Annotated in this window: 17 protein-coding genes; 9 read left to right on the top strand and 8 right to left on the bottom strand. The window is 70.4% G+C overall.

Annotated elements, in window-relative coordinates:
• The first annotated feature begins 108 nt into the window (after positions 1 to 108).
• Positions 109 to 456, top strand: a complete 348-nt coding sequence (locus tag LV75_RS00635) for a hypothetical protein (protein ID WP_253884572.1) — start codon at positions 109 to 111, stop codon at positions 454 to 456.
• On the opposite strand, the gene LV75_RS00630 is transcribed toward LV75_RS00635, so the two are convergent.
• Both LV75_RS00630 and LV75_RS00625 read right to left on the bottom strand, forming a co-directional pair.
• Entirely contained in the window at positions 453 to 1,670 is a 1,218-nt protein-coding gene (locus LV75_RS00630) for a class I SAM-dependent RNA methyltransferase (protein ID WP_253884571.1), read from the bottom strand. The two genes, LV75_RS00635 and LV75_RS00630, sit on opposite strands and share 4 nt — an antisense overlap.
• Entirely contained in the window at positions 1,667 to 3,670 is a 2,004-nt protein-coding gene (locus LV75_RS00625; protein WP_253884570.1) for an APC family permease, read from the bottom strand. The genes LV75_RS00630 and LV75_RS00625 overlap by 4 nt, the downstream gene beginning before the upstream one ends.
• Before the next feature lie 124 nt (positions 3,671 to 3,794).
• Between LV75_RS00625 and LV75_RS00620 the strand changes: the two genes are divergently transcribed.
• Positions 3,795 to 4,457 carry a potassium channel family protein gene (locus LV75_RS00620; protein WP_253884569.1) on the top strand — a complete coding sequence of 221 codons (663 nt, stop codon included), beginning with the start codon at positions 3,795 to 3,797 and terminating at the stop codon, positions 4,455 to 4,457.
• On the top strand, positions 4,457 to 5,113 hold the full coding sequence (locus tag LV75_RS00615; RefSeq protein ID WP_253884568.1) for a potassium channel family protein: 657 nt from the start codon (positions 4,457 to 4,459) through the stop codon (positions 5,111 to 5,113). The genes LV75_RS00620 and LV75_RS00615 overlap by 1 nt, the downstream gene beginning before the upstream one ends.
• 50 nt (positions 5,114 to 5,163) lie before the next feature.
• On the opposite strand, the gene LV75_RS00610 is transcribed toward LV75_RS00615, so the two are convergent.
• The gene (locus tag LV75_RS00610; protein WP_372504114.1) at positions 5,164 to 5,964 is read right to left on the bottom strand and encodes a DUF3159 domain-containing protein; all 801 of its coding nucleotides are present in this window, start codon (positions 5,962 to 5,964) and stop codon (positions 5,164 to 5,166) included.
• A gap of 13 nt (positions 5,965 to 5,977) precedes the next feature.
• Positions 5,978 to 6,358, bottom strand: a complete 381-nt coding sequence (locus LV75_RS00605; RefSeq protein ID WP_253835039.1) for an OB-fold nucleic acid binding domain-containing protein — start codon at positions 6,356 to 6,358, stop codon at positions 5,978 to 5,980.
• A gap of 98 nt (positions 6,359 to 6,456) precedes the next feature.
• On the opposite strand from LV75_RS00605, the gene LV75_RS00600 reads away from it, so the two are divergent.
• A complete protein-coding gene (locus tag LV75_RS00600) occupies positions 6,457 to 7,161 on the top strand; it encodes an alpha/beta fold hydrolase (RefSeq protein ID WP_253884567.1) in 705 nt (234 codons plus the stop codon).
• A 33-nt stretch (positions 7,162 to 7,194) separates the two neighbouring features.
• On the opposite strand, the gene LV75_RS00595 is transcribed toward LV75_RS00600, so the two are convergent.
• Both LV75_RS00595 and dut read right to left on the bottom strand, forming a co-directional pair.
• Positions 7,195 to 7,830: a DUF3710 domain-containing protein gene (locus LV75_RS00595; protein ID WP_372504113.1), complete on the bottom strand. Its 636-nt coding sequence runs from the start codon at positions 7,828 to 7,830 to the stop codon at positions 7,195 to 7,197.
• Positions 7,830 to 8,318 (bottom strand): dUTP diphosphatase, encoded by a 489-nt coding sequence (gene dut / locus LV75_RS00590; protein WP_253884566.1) that lies wholly within the window; start codon positions 8,316 to 8,318, stop codon positions 7,830 to 7,832. The genes LV75_RS00595 and dut overlap by 1 nt, the downstream gene beginning before the upstream one ends.
• A 24-nt stretch (positions 8,319 to 8,342) precedes the next feature.
• Between dut and LV75_RS00585 the strand changes: the two genes are divergently transcribed.
• A complete protein-coding gene (locus LV75_RS00585) occupies positions 8,343 to 8,867 on the top strand; it encodes a DUF3093 domain-containing protein (protein ID WP_253884565.1) in 525 nt (174 codons plus the stop codon).
• Between the two features lie 165 nt (positions 8,868 to 9,032).
• On the opposite strand, the gene LV75_RS00580 is transcribed toward LV75_RS00585, so the two are convergent.
• Complete coding sequence (locus LV75_RS00580; protein ID WP_253884564.1) at positions 9,033 to 9,341, bottom strand: DUF4193 domain-containing protein; 309 nt, start codon at positions 9,339 to 9,341, stop codon at positions 9,033 to 9,035.
• Between the two features lie 484 nt (positions 9,342 to 9,825).
• Here LV75_RS00580 and cei point away from each other — a divergent pair, with 484 nt between their 5' ends.
• Positions 9,826 to 10,515, top strand: coding sequence for an envelope integrity protein Cei (gene cei / locus LV75_RS00575; protein ID WP_253884563.1), 690 nt, complete (start codon positions 9,826 to 9,828; stop codon positions 10,513 to 10,515).
• 838 nt (positions 10,516 to 11,353) lie between these two features.
• Here cei and LV75_RS00570 read toward each other — a convergent pair.
• Positions 11,354 to 12,139 (bottom strand): inositol monophosphatase family protein, encoded by a 786-nt coding sequence (locus LV75_RS00570; protein WP_308210807.1) that lies wholly within the window; start codon positions 12,137 to 12,139, stop codon positions 11,354 to 11,356.
• 77 nt (positions 12,140 to 12,216) lie between these two features.
• On the opposite strand from LV75_RS00570, the gene ppgK reads away from it, so the two are divergent.
• The 3 genes from ppgK (at position 12,217) to LV75_RS00555 (ending at position 15,087) form a co-directional block, all read left to right on the top strand.
• A complete protein-coding gene (gene ppgK, locus LV75_RS00565; RefSeq protein WP_253884562.1) occupies positions 12,217 to 12,978 on the top strand; it encodes a polyphosphate--glucose phosphotransferase in 762 nt (253 codons plus the stop codon).
• Positions 12,979 to 13,161: 183 nt separating this feature from the next.
• Positions 13,162 to 14,460 carry an RNA polymerase sigma factor gene (locus tag LV75_RS00560; protein ID WP_253884561.1) on the top strand — a complete coding sequence of 433 codons (1,299 nt, stop codon included), beginning with the start codon at positions 13,162 to 13,164 and terminating at the stop codon, positions 14,458 to 14,460.
• Between the two features lie 444 nt (positions 14,461 to 14,904).
• Positions 14,905 to 15,087: a DUF7455 domain-containing protein gene (locus tag LV75_RS00555; RefSeq protein WP_204455733.1), complete on the top strand. Its 183-nt coding sequence runs from the start codon at positions 14,905 to 14,907 to the stop codon at positions 15,085 to 15,087.
• Positions 15,088 to 15,187: the final 100 nt, after the last annotated feature.

Genomic DNA, 15,187 nt, shown 5'->3' with positions numbered 1-15,187 from the left:
GGTCCGGCGAGCCTTGGGCCGGCTAGGGATAACCGCCGCCGTCGCCGCCAACGGGATCGTCCAGGTCATCAACGAGTCGGAGATCTGCCGCACCGGGGAGTGGAACTGATGAGCACACGTGCACGGATCACGGCCACCATCGCCTCGACGGTGGCGGTGCTGGGCGTGCTGGCCCCGACCGCCGCCACCGCGAGCCCGACGGCGGACTACCTCAGCTGCGACAGCGGCGGCAGCAAGTTCCAGTGCGTCGCCTACGCCACCGGCGTCCGCCCGCTGCAGAGCGTCCAGTGGACCATCAACGGCAACTACCGGCCGCAGCTCAACGGCATCACCCACACGTCCGTCTTCAGCTGCTCACCGGGGTCGACCCAGTTCGTGATCACGATCGTGGACGCGAACGGGGTCACCCAGGTGATCGACGACTACGACTACTGCAGAACCGGTCCGTGGACCTAACGCTCGAGCAGGGCCACGCACTCCACGTGGTGGGTCATCGGGAAGGTGTCGAAGGCCCTTAGCTCGGTGAGCGCGTAGCCGTGGTCGGCGAAAGTGGCCACATCGCGTGCCAGGGCGGCGGGATCACAGGCGACGTAGACGACGCGGGCGGGTTCGCGGGCGGCGATAGCGTCGACTACCGGTTTTCCCGCCCCCTTGCGCGGTGGGTCCAAGACGACGACGTCGGGGTCGGGCAAGTCGCCGTCGGCCAGGACGTCTTCGACCTTGCCCGCGAAGATCCGGATTTGAGGTAGGTCCGCCAGGTTCTCGGCGCCGTCTTCGGCCGCCCGACGCGACGACTCCACAGCGACGACCGACCCGTCTTGGCCGACCTGCTCGGCCAAGACAGCGGCGAACAGCCCGACCCCCGCGTAGAGGTCCCAGGCCGCCTGACCGGCCACCAACCCGGTCCAGTCGGCGACGACCTCGGCGAGCACGTCCGCCGCGTCCGGGTGGACCTGCCAGAACCCGTGCGCGTCCAGCCGCCACTCGCGTCGGGCGGCCTGCTCTACCGCGACCGACGAGCCAAGAACGCGGTGCGGGCGCAGCACGGGTTTACCGCTGCGCAGCCGACCCTTGTCCGGCAATAGCTCACTGGCGTGGGTGCGACCGGTGGCGTCAACTGACACCTCCAGTTCCGCTCCTGGCGTCCACTCCTGGCTCGCTAGCACGTCAACGGTGCCGGGGGCCGCGATCACGCAGTCCGCGACCGGGACGACCCGGTGGCTGCGGTGCGCGCGGAATCCGACGCGACCGGACCGGTCCACAGCGAGCCTGGTCCGGGTGCGCCAGTGCTCAAGCCCGCCAGCCAATTCCTCGACCTCAACGTCCCATGTGACGCCTGCGAGCCTCTGCAGCTGCTCAGTGACCACGGCCGCCTTAAGCCGCCGCTGCTCGTCCGCGGAGGCGTGCTGCCAGTCGCAACCGCCGCAGCCGCCGGGGGCGGCCACCGGACACGGCGGGGCTACCCGCTCCGGTGAGGCTGTCAGCACCTCAACAGCGTCACCTCGGCAGAACGAACCACCCTTGTCTTCGGTGATCGCGACAACCACCACCTCGCCCGGCAACGCGTGCCGAACGAAGATGACCCTGCCTTCGGCTCGCGCGACGCAGTGCCCGCCGTGGGCTACAGCGCCGACCTCTACCTCGAACCGCCGTCCGGTCCAATCCGTCACTTATGTGCGTCCTTGCCGGTAAGACCGCGGCGGATAGCGCCAGGAGCGACCAGATCGCGTTCAGCGACCTTCTCCGACGACGCCAACTGCCACGGCACGCTTGTCACCATCACGCCGGGCTGGAACAAGAGCCTGCCCTTGAGCCGCAACGCGCTCTGGTTGTGCAGGACCTGCTCCCACCACCGGCCGACGACGTACTCGGGGATGAAGACCGTGACCACGTCGCGCGGGTTGTCCGTGCGGACGCGCTTGACGTAGTCGAGCACCGGTTTGGTGATCTCCCGGTACGGGGATTCGATGACCTTAAGGGGCACCGAGAAGCCCTCTTTCTCCCACTCGCCGACGAGCTTCTTGGTGTCCACGTCGTCGACGTTGACCGTGATCGCCTCCAGCACGTCCGGCCGGGTGGCCCTGGCGTAGGCGAGCGCGCGGCGGGTCGGCAGGTGCAGCTTGGACACCAGCACGATCGTGTGGATCCGCGAGGGCAGCACGAAGGCGTCCTCGCCCTCGGCCCTGGCCAGCTCGTCGGCCACCCGGTCGTAGTGGCGGCGGATCCCGGTCATCACCAGGTAGATCCCGGCCATCGCGGCGATCGCGATCCAGGCGCCGAGCAGGAACTTGGTGATCAGCACGACCACCAGCACCGAGCCGGTCAACGCCAGGCCGAAGGCGTTGATCGCCTGCGACCGGCGCATCCGGCGCCGCTCGACCGGGTCGCTCTCGCGGGCCAGCAGCCGGTTCCAGTGCCGGATCATGCCGGTCTGGCTCATCGTGAAGGAGACGAACACCCCGACGATGTAGAGCTGGATGAGCCGGGTCACCTCCGCGTCGAACGCGATGACCAGCACGATCGCGAACCCGGCCAGGCCGATGATGCCGTTGGAGAAGGCCAGCCGGTCGCCCCGGGTGTGCAGCTGGCGGGGCAGGTAGCGGTCCTGGGCCAGGATCGAGCCGAGCACCGGGAAGCCGTTGAACGCGGTGTTGGCGGCCAGCACCAGGATCAGCGCGGTGACCACGGTGATGAAGAAGAACCCGAGCGGGAAGCCGTCGAACACCGCCGCCGCGACCTGGGCGACCATCGTCTTCTGCTCGTAGCCCGGTGGCGCGTTGACCAACTGCGTCGCCGGGTCCTCGGCGATGCGGACCTGGGTGAGCTGGGCCAGCACGATCAGGCCCATCAGCATCACGACGGCGAACAGGCCCATCAGCAGCAGCGTGGTCGCCGCGTTCTTGGACTTGGGCTTGCGGAAGGCGGGCACGCCGTTGCTGATGGCCTCGACACCGGTCAGCGCCGCGCAGCCGGAGGAGAACGCGCGCAGCACCAGGAACACCAGGGCCAGCCCGGCCAGCTCGCCGTGCTCGGCGTTGATCTGCAGGTCAGCGCTCTCCGCCCGCAGGTTGTCGTCGAGCACCAGGCCGCGGAACAGGCCGAACCCGATCATCAGGATGATGCCCGCCATGAAGGCGTAGGTCGGGATGGCGAAGGCCGCGCCGGACTCGCGGATGCCGCGCAGGTTGATCGCGGTGAGCACCACGATCGCCACCACGCAGAACTCCACCTTGTGGGTGGCCACGAACGGGACCGCCGACCCGATGTTGGCCGCCGCCGAAGCGATCGAGACGGCCACCGTGAGCACGTAGTCGACCAGCAGCGCGCTGGCCACCGTCAGCCCCGCCTGCTTGCCCAGGTTGACCGTGGCGACCTCGTAGTCACCGCCGCCGGAGGGGTAGGCGCGCACGTTCTGCCGGTAGCTGGCGACCACGGTGAGCATGACGATGACCACCACGACGCCCACCCACGGGGCGAAGGTGTACGCCGAGAGCCCGGCCACCGACAGCATGAGGAAGATCTCTTCTGGCGCGTAGGCCACCGACGACATCGCGTCGGAGGCGAAGACCGGCAGCGCGATGCGCTTGGGCAGCAGCGTGTGCGCCAGCCGGTCACTGCGGAACGGCCGCCCGACCACCAGTCGTTTCGCCGCCGTGGAGAACTTGGACACGGACGCACAGCGTAGGCGGTCACATCACCGATCCGGCGCACCCACCGGTAGGTTCGTCCACGATCGGGCACCATCACCCGCGGTGGGTGCCGATCGGGTTCACCGGAGCGAGGAGGCGTTTGGCGTGCACGTGGTGATCATGGGCTGCGGCCGCGTCGGGGCCATGATGGCCGCGGCGCTGGAGCGGCTCGACCACAGCGTCGCGGTGATCGATAAGGACGCCCAGGCCTTCCGCAGGCTCGGCTCGGACTACCACGGCCAGCAGGTCGTGGGCACCGGGTTCGACCGCCAAGTGCTCATCGAGGCGGGCATCGAGCGGGCTGGCGCGTTCGCCGCGGTGTCCAGCGGCGACAACTCCAACATCATCTCCGCCCGGGTGGCCAGGGAGACCTTCGGCGTCGAGCACGTCGTGGCCCGCATCTACGACCCCAAGCGGGCCGAGGTCTACGAGCGGCTCGGCATCCCCACCGTGGCGACCGTGCCGTGGACGACCGACCGGCTGCTGCGCACGCTGCTGCCCGACGGCGTCGCCTCGGCGTGGCGCGACCCCACCGGCCGGGTCGCGGTGCTGCAGGTGCCCTACCACGAGGGCTGGATCGGCCACACGGTCAAGGAGTTCCAGGGCGCCACCGGCTGCCGGGTGGCGTTCGTGATGCGCTTCGGCACCGCCGTGCTGCCCTTCGCCAAGACCGTCATCCAATCCGACGACCACGTCTACGTCGCCGCCCTCTCCGGCACCCTCAGCGACGTCACAGCGGCCGCGGCCCAGGCCCCGGAGGAGAACTGATGCGCGTCGCCATCGCCGGAGCGGGCGCGGTCGGCCGCTCCATCGCCGCGGAGCTGGTGGGCGGCGACCACCAGGTCATGCTCATCGAGCGCGAGGCCAAGCAGTTCGAGCCGCACACCGTCGAGCAGGCCGAGTGGGTGCTGGCCGACGCCTGCGAGCTCGCCTCGCTGGAGGACGCCGGGCTGCAGCTGTGCGACTGCGTCATCGCCGCGACCGGCGACGACAAGGTCAACCTGGTCGTGTCGCTGCTGGCCAAGACGGTGTTCGCGGTCAAGAGGGTCGTGGCCCGCGTGAACGACCCGAGCAACGAGTGGCTGTTCACCGGCGCCTGGGGCGTTGACGTCGCTGTGTCGACCCCGAGGGTGCTAGCGGCGATGGTGGAGGAGGCCGTCAGCGTCGGCGGTCTTGTGCAGCTGCTGACGCTGCGCCAGGGGCAGGCCAACCTGGTGGAGATGACGCTGCCGGACGACACGCCGTGGGCGGGGAAGCCGGTCCGGAACGTGAAGCTCCCCCGCGACGCTGCCTTGGTGACCATCCTGCGGGGTGGCCGGGTGATCGTGCCGCAGCCGGACGACCCGCTGGAGGGCGGCGACGAGCTGCTCTTCGTGGCATCGGCCAACGTCGAGGGCGAGATCCGCAAGGCGCTGGGGCACTGAAGCAATTGAGGGGCCGACCCAGTGGGTCGGCCCCTCAGTGTCAGTGCTTGTCAGTCCTGGGTGCCGCTGTACTTGGCGCGCAGGGCGGCCTCGACGGTCTCGTCGTCGATCGTCTCGGTCTCTTCGAGTTCCTTCTGCCGGAGCTGGGCCTTGCGGACCGCCCACACGGTCACGACCAGGGCGATCGCGAACAGCGGGTAGCCCATGGCCAAGCGGGCGAAGGCGAGCCAACCGGTGAGGTCTTCGTCGTAGAGCCACTTCTGCACGATGAACCGCGCAGCGAAGATGAGGACGAAGGTGGCCGTGGCGAGGTCGTAGGCGAAGACCGACTTCTTGTCCTTGCGCCAGCCCTGCCCGTGCCCGTTCAAACCGGACCAGATGACGCCGACGAGCGGCCACCGGAACAGGATGGACAGGGCGAACACACCGCCGTAGACCAGGCTCGTCCAGATCCCGAAGAGGAAGAAGCCCTTTGCGGAGCCGGTCTGGTAGGCGATGAACGCGGCGATGCCGACGCCGAAGAAGCCGGAGATGGCGGGCTGCAGCGGCTCCTTGCGGACCACCCGGATGACGGTGATCAGCACGGCGCTGCCCAGCGCGCTCCAGATGCCGACGGTGAGCCCGCCGAGCGCGTTGGCCAGCACGAACACCAGGACCGGCACCGACGAGTAGATCAGCCCGCTGATCCCGCCCATCTGCTCCAGCAGCGTGGGCTCCGGTTCCTCGGGCCCCGGTTCCCCGTTCTGGGGCTCGCCGCTCTGGGGCTCGAGGACCTCCGGGGCGGGCCCGGTGGACTCGTCACGGCGGTCGGGGTCACCCGACCCATTGACATGTGCGGCCGGGTTGGTCATGGCACCGGTTTCGTCAGGGAGCCGTGGTCTGCAGCTCGTAGTACGGGTTGTAGAGCACCTTGCGCCCGTCCCTGACCGCGATCCTGCCCTGGGCCTTGACGGTCCGGCCAGGTTCGATGCCCGGGATACGGCGGCGCCCGAGCCACACTAGTGTCACGCCCTCGGTCCCGTCGAACAGCTCCGCCTCCAGCGTCGCCGCCGCGTCGCGCGGGCACAGCTCCACGGTGCGTAACCTGCCGAAGACCGTGACCTCTTCACCGGATCGGCAGTCGCAGGCCCGCCGCGCGCCCTGGGCCTCGGCGTGCGTGGACAGGTCGTCCGCGTCGAGCTGGTCCACGTCGGTCGTGAGCCGCTTGACGAGACGGTGCCAATATCCGTCCCCCTTGGTGGCCATAGCGCAGTCTTCTCCCGTGAGGGGGCCGTCCCCGACGACAGCGGCCCATGCCGAATCAGCGTAACCGCGCCGGGTGGGCACTGGACAAGGATCGAGGCGTGAGTGTGACCGAGCCGCCAACCGCGGTGCTGCTGCCCGGAACGGGGTCGGACGAGGTGTTTGTCCGGTCCGTGTTCGCCGGACCGCTCGCCGCCGTCGGCGTCGAGCTGCGCACCCCCCGGCCGCGACCGGGAAAAGAGCTGGTCAGAGCGCATCTGGCGACGCTGGAGGCGACCGACGGGCCGGTGCTCGTTGGCGGGATCTCGCTGGGCGCGCACCTCGCGGCGCGGTGGGCGGCGAGCAATCCGGACCGGTGTGCTGGTTTGTTGCTCGCCCTTCCCGCGTGGACCGGCGTGAGTCCGGACGCGCCCGCTGCCCTCGCCGCCCGCTACAGCGCGGCTGACGTGCGCGCCAGGGGCACCGGGGCGGCCTTGGCGACCGCGGTCACCGGCGTGGCGCCGTGGCTGGCCGCCGAGCTGACCCGGGCGTGGACCGGGTACGGCGCGGGGTTGGCCGACTCGCTGGAGGTCGCGGCCGCGGAGCCGGGGCCCGCGGTGGCGGAGTTGGCCGGGCTCGCCGTGCCCGCGGGGGTGGCGGGCTGCACCGATGACCCGGTTCACCCGATCGAGACCGCACGGGCGTGGGTCGCGGCGCTCCCGAACGGGCGGCTGGGCACGACCTCGCTGGCCGCGGTGGGCGCGGACCCGGAAGCGCTCGGTCGGGCCACCGTGCTCGCCTGGCTGCGGGCCCGTTTCGAACGCTGAACCCGCGAGCCCGGGCGGGGCCTACCGCGCTCGCTACTCGGCGGGCTGCTGGGAGGCGATGTGCTCGGCGATCGCCTTGGGCAGGTCGATCTGCAGCGGGGTGCGCACCGGCATCGGCTGCTGACCCCGAACCACGACCGTGTTGCGGACCAACTCGCGCAGCGCCGCCGCGCTCGTGTCGGCCAGCTCGGGCGGGCCCGCCACGACGCCGCGCAGCATCCACCTCGGACCGTCGACGCCGACGAACCGCAGCGTCATCTCGCCGAGGGAGGCGCTCAGCTCCTGGCCCCAGTCACCGGCGTGGCTGCGGACCGAGGCGCCGTCGCCGCGCAGCTGCTCGGCGAGCTCCCCGCACACCTCCCGCCACAGCCCGCCGGAGCGGGGGGCGGCGTAGGCGTTGAGGGTGATCTGGCCGACCGGGGTGAGCACGTGCACCGCGCGCACCGAGCCGGACGGGTCCATCTCCACCTGCAGCTGGGCGCCGTCGGGCACCGGGATGCGCACCGACCCCAGGTCGAGCCGGGGGAAGTCGTCGTCAGCGGCGTCGGCCTCGTCGTACGGGCCGTCCGGCGCGTCCACCGGGACGGGTAGGTCCTCATCATCGCCGGTGATGGCGCCGACCTCGACGTCCTCGTCGCGTCCGCGTCTCCCGCGCCCGAACAGTGCCACTACGCCTCCGTCGCGTTTCCCGACCCCGCCGAACCGGCGAGCACCACGTGCCCACCGGTCGACCCGTACCCGCCGTCGCCGCGCTCGGACTCGCCGAGCTCGGCCACCTCGCGGAACACCGCGTGCTCGACCCGCTGGAGCACCAGCTGCGCGATCCGGTCGCCCCGGCGCAGCGCGATGGTCTCGCGCGGGTCGTGGTTGATCAAACAGACTTTGATCTCGCCGCGGTAGCCCGCGTCGATGGTGCCCGGGGTGTTGACCACGCTCAGCCCCAGCCGGGCGGCCAGGCCGGAACGCGGGTGCACGAACCCGGCGTACCCCTCCGGTAGCGCTATCGCGATGCCGGTATCGACGAGCACCCGCTCCCCAGGGGGGATGACCACGTCGGACGTGGTCACCAGATCCGCCCCGGCGTCACCGGGCCGGGCGTAGGCCGGGATGGGGACGCCGGGGTCCAACCGGGTGAGCAGGACCTCCACGCTGGGCACGAGCGGCGAGACTACCCTGGGCCCGTGACCGACACCTCAGGCACGGCCGCGCAGCCGCGCGCCGCCTACCGCGAGCGCCTGTACGTCACCTGGTACTGGTGGCCGCTGCCCCTGGTCGCGGCCGGGTTGCTGGCCGCGGAGATCCACATGGGCTACCCCGGGGTGCGGGCGTGGCTGCCGTACGTGGTGATCCTCCCGCTGACGCTGCTGCTGATCCTGCGCGCGGGCGCGACCAGGGTCGCGGTGGTCGACGGGGAGCTGTGGGTCGCCGACGCGCACCTGCCGCTGGAGTTCGCGGGCGAGGTCGAGGTGTTCGGCGCCGAGGACACCGGGCAGTGGGGCGGGCAGGCGGCGGCCAAGCGCAAGGTGCTCGGCCCGAACCTGGACCCGGCGGCGTTCCTGCTGCACCGCGGCTGGGTGCGGCCGCTGGTCCGGGTGCGGGTCACCGATCCCGAGGACCCCACGCCGTACTGGGTGTTCAGCACGCGCCACCCGCACCGGCTCGCCGAGGTCATCGCCGGGGCGCGGACCGCGGCCGAGCACGGCTGAGCCCCGAGCTCGCCCGGGGCCGGGCCTGGGTCGGTCGGGCCGGGTGGGCCCGCGCGGGCAGAGCCTGGGTACAGCAACAGCCGGGTGCCCTCGGTTGGGCTACCCGGCTGTTCCCCAGCCCTTGCTCCCCCGGCGTCGCGGCAGGCTCTGCCGGGGGGTCGAGCCTCACGCGCAGTCGCGGCAGACGAACACGCCGTTGTCGTCCTCGGCCAGCCTGCTGCGGTGGTGCACCAGGAAGCACTTGGAACAGGTGAACTCGTCTGCCTGCTTCGGCACCACGCGCACGGTGAGGTCCTCACCGGACAGTGCCGAGAGGTCGGCACCGGGTAGCTCGAAGCTCTCCGCGGTGTCGGTCTCGTCGACGTCGACCACCCCGGACTGGTTCTCGTTGCGGCGCGCCTTGAGCTCCTCGAGGGAGTCCTCGGCCAGATCGTCGGCCTCGCTGCGCCGTGGTGCGTCGTAGTCGGTCGCCATCTATTTCACCCCTGCGGTCCTTCAGGATGTGGGTCGTGCCGCTGGACAACGTTCCAGCGCCCCGGTTTGTGCCCGCCACCCGAGTGACGGAGGTCTCGCAGGCCGCGTCAGGTCCGCGGTGCCATCGGAATCGATTCCGCGGGGCGTCTTCGGCGACTGGAGCGGGCAGAGGGTAGCCCATGGCGGGACCCGGTGCGCACAGCGTCACCCCTCTGGGTGTGTCAGCGGAGGTGACGCGGTGTGCCCGGTGTGTCGCGGACCGGGCGAACCCGCTTGCCCAACGCCGCCGCGCCGTGGTGCGATGCCCACGGGTGACCAGGCGCCTGCGGGTGGTGGCGTGCGCGCACCCTGGCACACCGGCGGGTCCGTGCTGCGACCCGCGCCGAAACGAATAGGCTGGCGGCGACGACTGACGGCCCAGGTGTGCGACCCGGGTCCGGCGTCCAGGGGGTGGGGCCATGGGGCCCGTAGGGAGGGTCCGCTCGTGTCTACCGGCGGTCTGAGGGCTCAGCGCTACCGCAGGCGGCGGCCGTTGCCCGCCGTTGTCCTGATGGCCGTCCTGGGCCTCGTCGCGGGCATCGTCTGGCTCCGCGTCATCCAGACCGACGGCGCCGTCACCACGGCCCAGGCGTGCGACCCGCCGCCCGCGGTCGTCCCGGTCGAGGGCCAGCCGCTGCCCACCCTTGGCCAGCAACTCCCCGTCGACGCCCTGGACCGCACCCCGCCCAGCCCCGCCGCGGGCGGCCTGGTCCGGGTCGTCAACGCCAGCGGCCAGAACCGGTTGGCGGGCGCGGTCACCGAGGCCCTGCGCGACCTGGGTTTCACCCAGATCGGCGAACCCGGTAACGACGCCCTCTACCCGAACGGCTCCCTGAGCTGCCGCGCCCAGATCCGGTTCGGCCAGCAGGGCATGGGCGTGGCCCGAACCCTGAGCCTGGTCGACCCGTGCGCGGAACTCGTCCGAGACGAGCGCCAAGACGCGACGGTGGACCTGGCCCTGGGGAAGAAGTTCGACCACCTGCAGCCGACCGCCTCCGCGCGGCGGGTGCTGGACGTGCTGGCGGAATGGGCGCAAGCCAACCCGGGAACTGAAGGCGGCCTGCAGAACGACGGCTCAACGGCCGCGCCGATCGACCAGGCGCTGTTGGATTCAGCCCGGTCGGAGGGGTGCTGAGCCAGCTCACTCACCCATTCACGGTGGCGTTGCGGGCGGGTTTGGTCGCGGCGGCTGTGCGGGCTGCTTGTTATTCGCTGGGGTGAGGTTGTCCACAACGGGATCGCTTGTCCACAGGCCGCTGATCGCTGCTCCCGTTTTGTTGGGCCTTCTCGGTAGGCTGTATATCGGGGGCTCTTGGAATAGTTGATCTTTCGGGGTTGGCTGTGCGACTGGTTGCGACGACTGGTTGTCCACAACGTCTTCTGCTGTCCACAGGGTGCTGTTTGGTGCTCCCGTTGTGTCGGTGCGTCTCGGTAGGCTGTGTATTTGGGGGCTTTCGATCAGGTTGATCTTGACGTCAGCCGTTGCCGGGAGTGCGGGGCAAGGGATTCGGGCCTCCGCCTTCGGCTCCGGGAAACGCCTCGTCGCCTGGCGGCAACATCGGCGGGAAACCGCGACAATGCGACAAGCTCGATGGGGCGAACTTATTTTGCGCGGGGCCCCTACAACACCCGACGCAGAACCGCAAAGCAGGGGCCCAAAAGCAGGCCCTGCCGCGCGGAAACGCTACGGGTGTTGTCCCCCCACGCAAAACAAGTCCGCCCCATCGAGCCGGCCTGGCACCAGCGACTCCGAGGAGCGCGGGCTGGGATGGCAGGGCAGACGAGGGCGGGTTGGTTTGGCACCGCAGGGTCCGAGTGTCCAGGTGCTGAGTGGGTGGGTTGGGGCAGACCTGACGGAGGGCGGGTTGGCACCGACGGGTCCGAGTGTCCAGGTGCTGTGTTGGCAGGGCCGACGAGAGCGGGCTGGGATGCGGCCACCGCTCCAAGGAAGTCGGCCGCTTGTCCCAAGGTCGCTAAAAGGAGCCCATCCCCGCATCAATCAGCGCCGCCCGCAAATCCCCCGCGATAGAGGGAGCCGCCGCGAAGATTGCGTCCTCGCCTAGTTCGATTGCGTCTCCCGGTAGCTCCACATGCGCGCCCGCCTCAGCCGCGATCAAGGCCCCCGCTGCCCAGTCCCACCGAGACAGGCCTCGTTCGCAATACGCGTCCACCCAGCCCGCTGCTACCGCGCAAAGGTCCAAAGCGGCGGAGCCGCTTCGGCGGATGTCTCGGATGTTTCCCAGCAGTGCTGCGACAGCCGCCGCCTGGGCGCGGCGGCGGGGGGCCGAGTAAGAGAAGCCGGTAGCGAGAAGGGTCACTGACAGGTCTACCGGGGATGACACGCTCAAGCGGGTGCCATTAAGCCAGGCGCCCTCGCCTTTAGCGGCCCACCAGGTCCGTCCAGATGCTGGTTCCACGACAGCACCCGCCACGGACACGCCGTCCACCTGGGCGGCCACGGAGATCGCGTACCAGGGGTAGCCGTAGAGGTAGTTCACGGTTCCGTCGATCGGGTCGACCACCCAGGTGATGCCGGAGCCGGTGGTGCCGCCCGCTTCCTCGCCCAAGACCGCGTCACCCGGGCGGAGGGTGGTCAGGCGGTCGCGGATGAGGTCTTCGGCGGCTTTGTCGGCGGCTGTGACGACGTCGGTTCGGGTGGACTTGGTGGCGACGTGGTGGATGGCGTTGGGGCGGGTGGACTCGACCAACTCACCCGCCTGGGTGGCGACGGATACCGCGATCTCGGCTAGGTCTCGCACCCGGCTATCCGACCACACCCCCTGACCGGCGGCTAATGTCTGGCCCACGGACTGAATCGAGTACGAGAGGACCGGGGATGGGTGTAGCCCGCGGCTTCGGCGTGGACATCGGCGGATCGGGCATCAAGGGGTGCGAGGTCGACCTGGAGGTGGGGGCGCTGGCCGGGGAGCGGCTGCGCATCCCGACGCCGTCGCCGTCGAGTCCGGAGGCGGTCGCCGAGGTCGTGGCCGAGATCGTGGACCGGTTCGGGTGGACCGGGCCGCTGGGGGTGACCCTGCCCGCGGTGGTGAAGCGGGGCGTGGCGCGCTCGGCGGCCAACATCGACAAGGCGTGGATCGGGACCGACGCCGCCGCGCTGTTCGCCAAGCGGCTCGGCAGGCCCGAGAGCGACGTCGTGGTGCTCAACGACGCGGACGCGGCCGGGATCGCCGAGATCAGCTACGGGCGGACCGACGACCGGGAGGGCGTCGTGGTGCTGCTGACCTTCGGCACCGGGATCGGCAGCGCCCTGTTCCTCGACGGCGAGCTCGTGCCCAACACCGAGTTCGGACACCTCGAGATCGACGGCCACGACGCCGAGACCAGGGCGGCGGCATCGGTCAAAGAGGAGAAGGACCTGTCATGGGAGGACTGGGCGCGCCGGGTCAGCCGCTACATCAACGGCCTGGAGGACCTGATCTGGCCCGACCTGATCATCGCCGGTGGCGGGGTCAGCAAGAAGGCCGACAAGTGGCTCCCGCTGCTGGACGTGCGCACCAAGGTGGTCGCCGCGCAGCTGCGCAACGACGCCGGGATCGTGGGCGCCGCGGTGGCTGCGCGCCAGGTCACAGGGGCTTGAGCGGCCCCGGACGGGTCTGATCCACACATTGCGACCTTGGCGTTTCCCGGGAACACGCCGTACGTCGCTACAATGGAACACGGCCCACGGCGGAACAAGCCCGAGGGCTCTCCCCCGAACTCCCGGCATCGGCCTGGTCGCACCCAGGCCGCGGCCGTGATGGACTGTTGTGAAAGGGCGTACGTGGCAGCCGCACGAACCGCAACCCGACGCTCGACGGCGTCGGCCAGCGCCGCCAAGACGACCAAGGGCGCCGAGGACGAAGACCTGACCGGCGCGGCGAAGACGACGGCGAAGAAGCCAGCCGCCCCCCGCGCACCCAAGAAGGCCGCCGCGGGCAAGGCCGCTCCGAAGAAGGGCGACGGGCCCGAGGGCGAGGAGCCCGAGGACCTGGAGAACCCCGACCTGTCCGACCTCGAGGAGGTCGAGGTCGAGCCGGTCGAGGAGCCCGTCGAGGAGCCCGAGGAGAAGGACCCGAAGGAGTCCAAGGAGGGCGACTTCGTCTGGGACGAGGAGGAGTCCGAGGCGCTGCGGCAGGCCCGCAAGGACGCCGAGCTCACCGCCTCCGCCGACTCGGTCCGCGCCTACCTCAAGCAGATCGGCAAGGTCGCCCTGCTCAACGCCGAGGAGGAGGTCGAACTCGCCAAGCGGATCGAGGCTGGCCTCTACGCCGCGGAGCGGGTGCGCAAGTCCGAGGACGACAACGAGAAGCTGCAGCCGCAGATGCGCCGCGACCTGCGGTGGATCGTGCGCGACGGTGAGCGGGCCAAGAACCACCTGCTCGAGGCCAACCTGCGCCTGGTGGTGTCGCTGGCCAAGCGCTACACCGGCCGCGGCATGGCCTTCCTGGACCTGATCCAGGAGGGGAACCTGGGTCTGATCCGCGCGGTGGAGAAGTTCGACTACACCAAGGGCTACAAGTTCTCCACCTACGCGACGTGGTGGATCCGCCAGGCGATCACCCGCGCGATGGCCGACCAGGCCCGCACCATCCGCATCCCGGTGCACATGGTCGAGGTCATCAACAAGCTCGGTCGCATCCAGCGCGAGCTGCTCCAGGACCTCGGCCGCGAGCCGACGCCGGAGGAGCTGGCCAAGGAGATGGACATCACCCCGGAGAAGGTGCTGGAGATCCAGCAGTACGCCCGGGAGCCCATCTCGCTCGACCAGACCATCGGCGACGAGGGCGACAGCCAGCTCGGTGACTTCATCGAGGACTCCGAGGCCGTGGTCGCGGTCGACGCGGTGTCCTTCACGCTGCTGCAGGACCAGCTCCAGTCGGTCCTGGCGACGCTGTCCGAGCGCGAGGCGGGTGTCGTGCGGCTGCGCTTCGGCCTCACCGACGGCCAGCCGCGCACCCTCGACGAGATCGGTCAGGTCTACGGGGTCACCCGCGAGCGGATCCGCCAGATCGAGTCCAAGACCATGTCCAAGCTCCGGCACCCGTCGCGGTCGCAGGTGCTGCGCGACTACCTCGAATAAACCGCGTCGTCACCGCAAGGGCCGTCCACTCGAGCAGGGTGGGCGGCCCTTGCTGGTGGAATCGGCCGCGACGACCACCTCGCCGTGCGCGGGTGGCTACCCGGCGTGGCCGAGATGGGGCAACCGTTCCGCTCCCGAAGGCCATCTGGCTTTCCCTACTACCGGATCCGCGTTCGCCGATGGTGAACTACGTAGGGAACAACATCGGGTAACCACCACCCCGCCGCTGGAAGAAGCCCAGCGTGGGGCCCGAATCGGCCAGAACTCTGGGCCATCCGGGTTAATCAGTGGCCGCCCGCGCTGAGAACAGGCGCGGGAACACTGCCGGAGCCCCGAGCGTCTGTAAGAGTAGGAAGCGCGACCACGGCGGAGAGTTCGCCTCCGTGACCGCAGCCGATAAGGGCACCGGGAACAAAACCGGTGCCGGACGGAGGGAGAACTCCCATGACGACGACGACGCTCACCCGCCAGGAGCTGACCGCCGCCGACCGGTGTGACCGGTGCGGTGCGGCCGCCCAGGTTCGCGCCGTGCTTCCCTCCGGAGGCGAGCTGCTGTTCTGCGGACACCACGCGAGGGCCCACGAGGACCGGCTGCGCGAGATGGCCGCCGAACTCCAGAAGGGCTGATCCTTCAGCCACGGCGCCCCACTGACCACCAACGAGCGAACGGGCGGGACCCCACGGGTCCCGCCCGTTCGGCGTTCCCGGCCACGCCTGGCGCGGACGT

It is taken from the genome of Actinokineospora diospyrosa, assembly GCF_024171925.1.
In the GTDB taxonomy this organism is placed as follows: Bacteria; Actinomycetota; Actinomycetes; order Mycobacteriales; family Pseudonocardiaceae; genus Actinokineospora; species Actinokineospora diospyrosa.
Note: the sequence above shows the minus strand (reverse complement) of the source record. Positions and strands in the feature narration are given on the sequence as shown.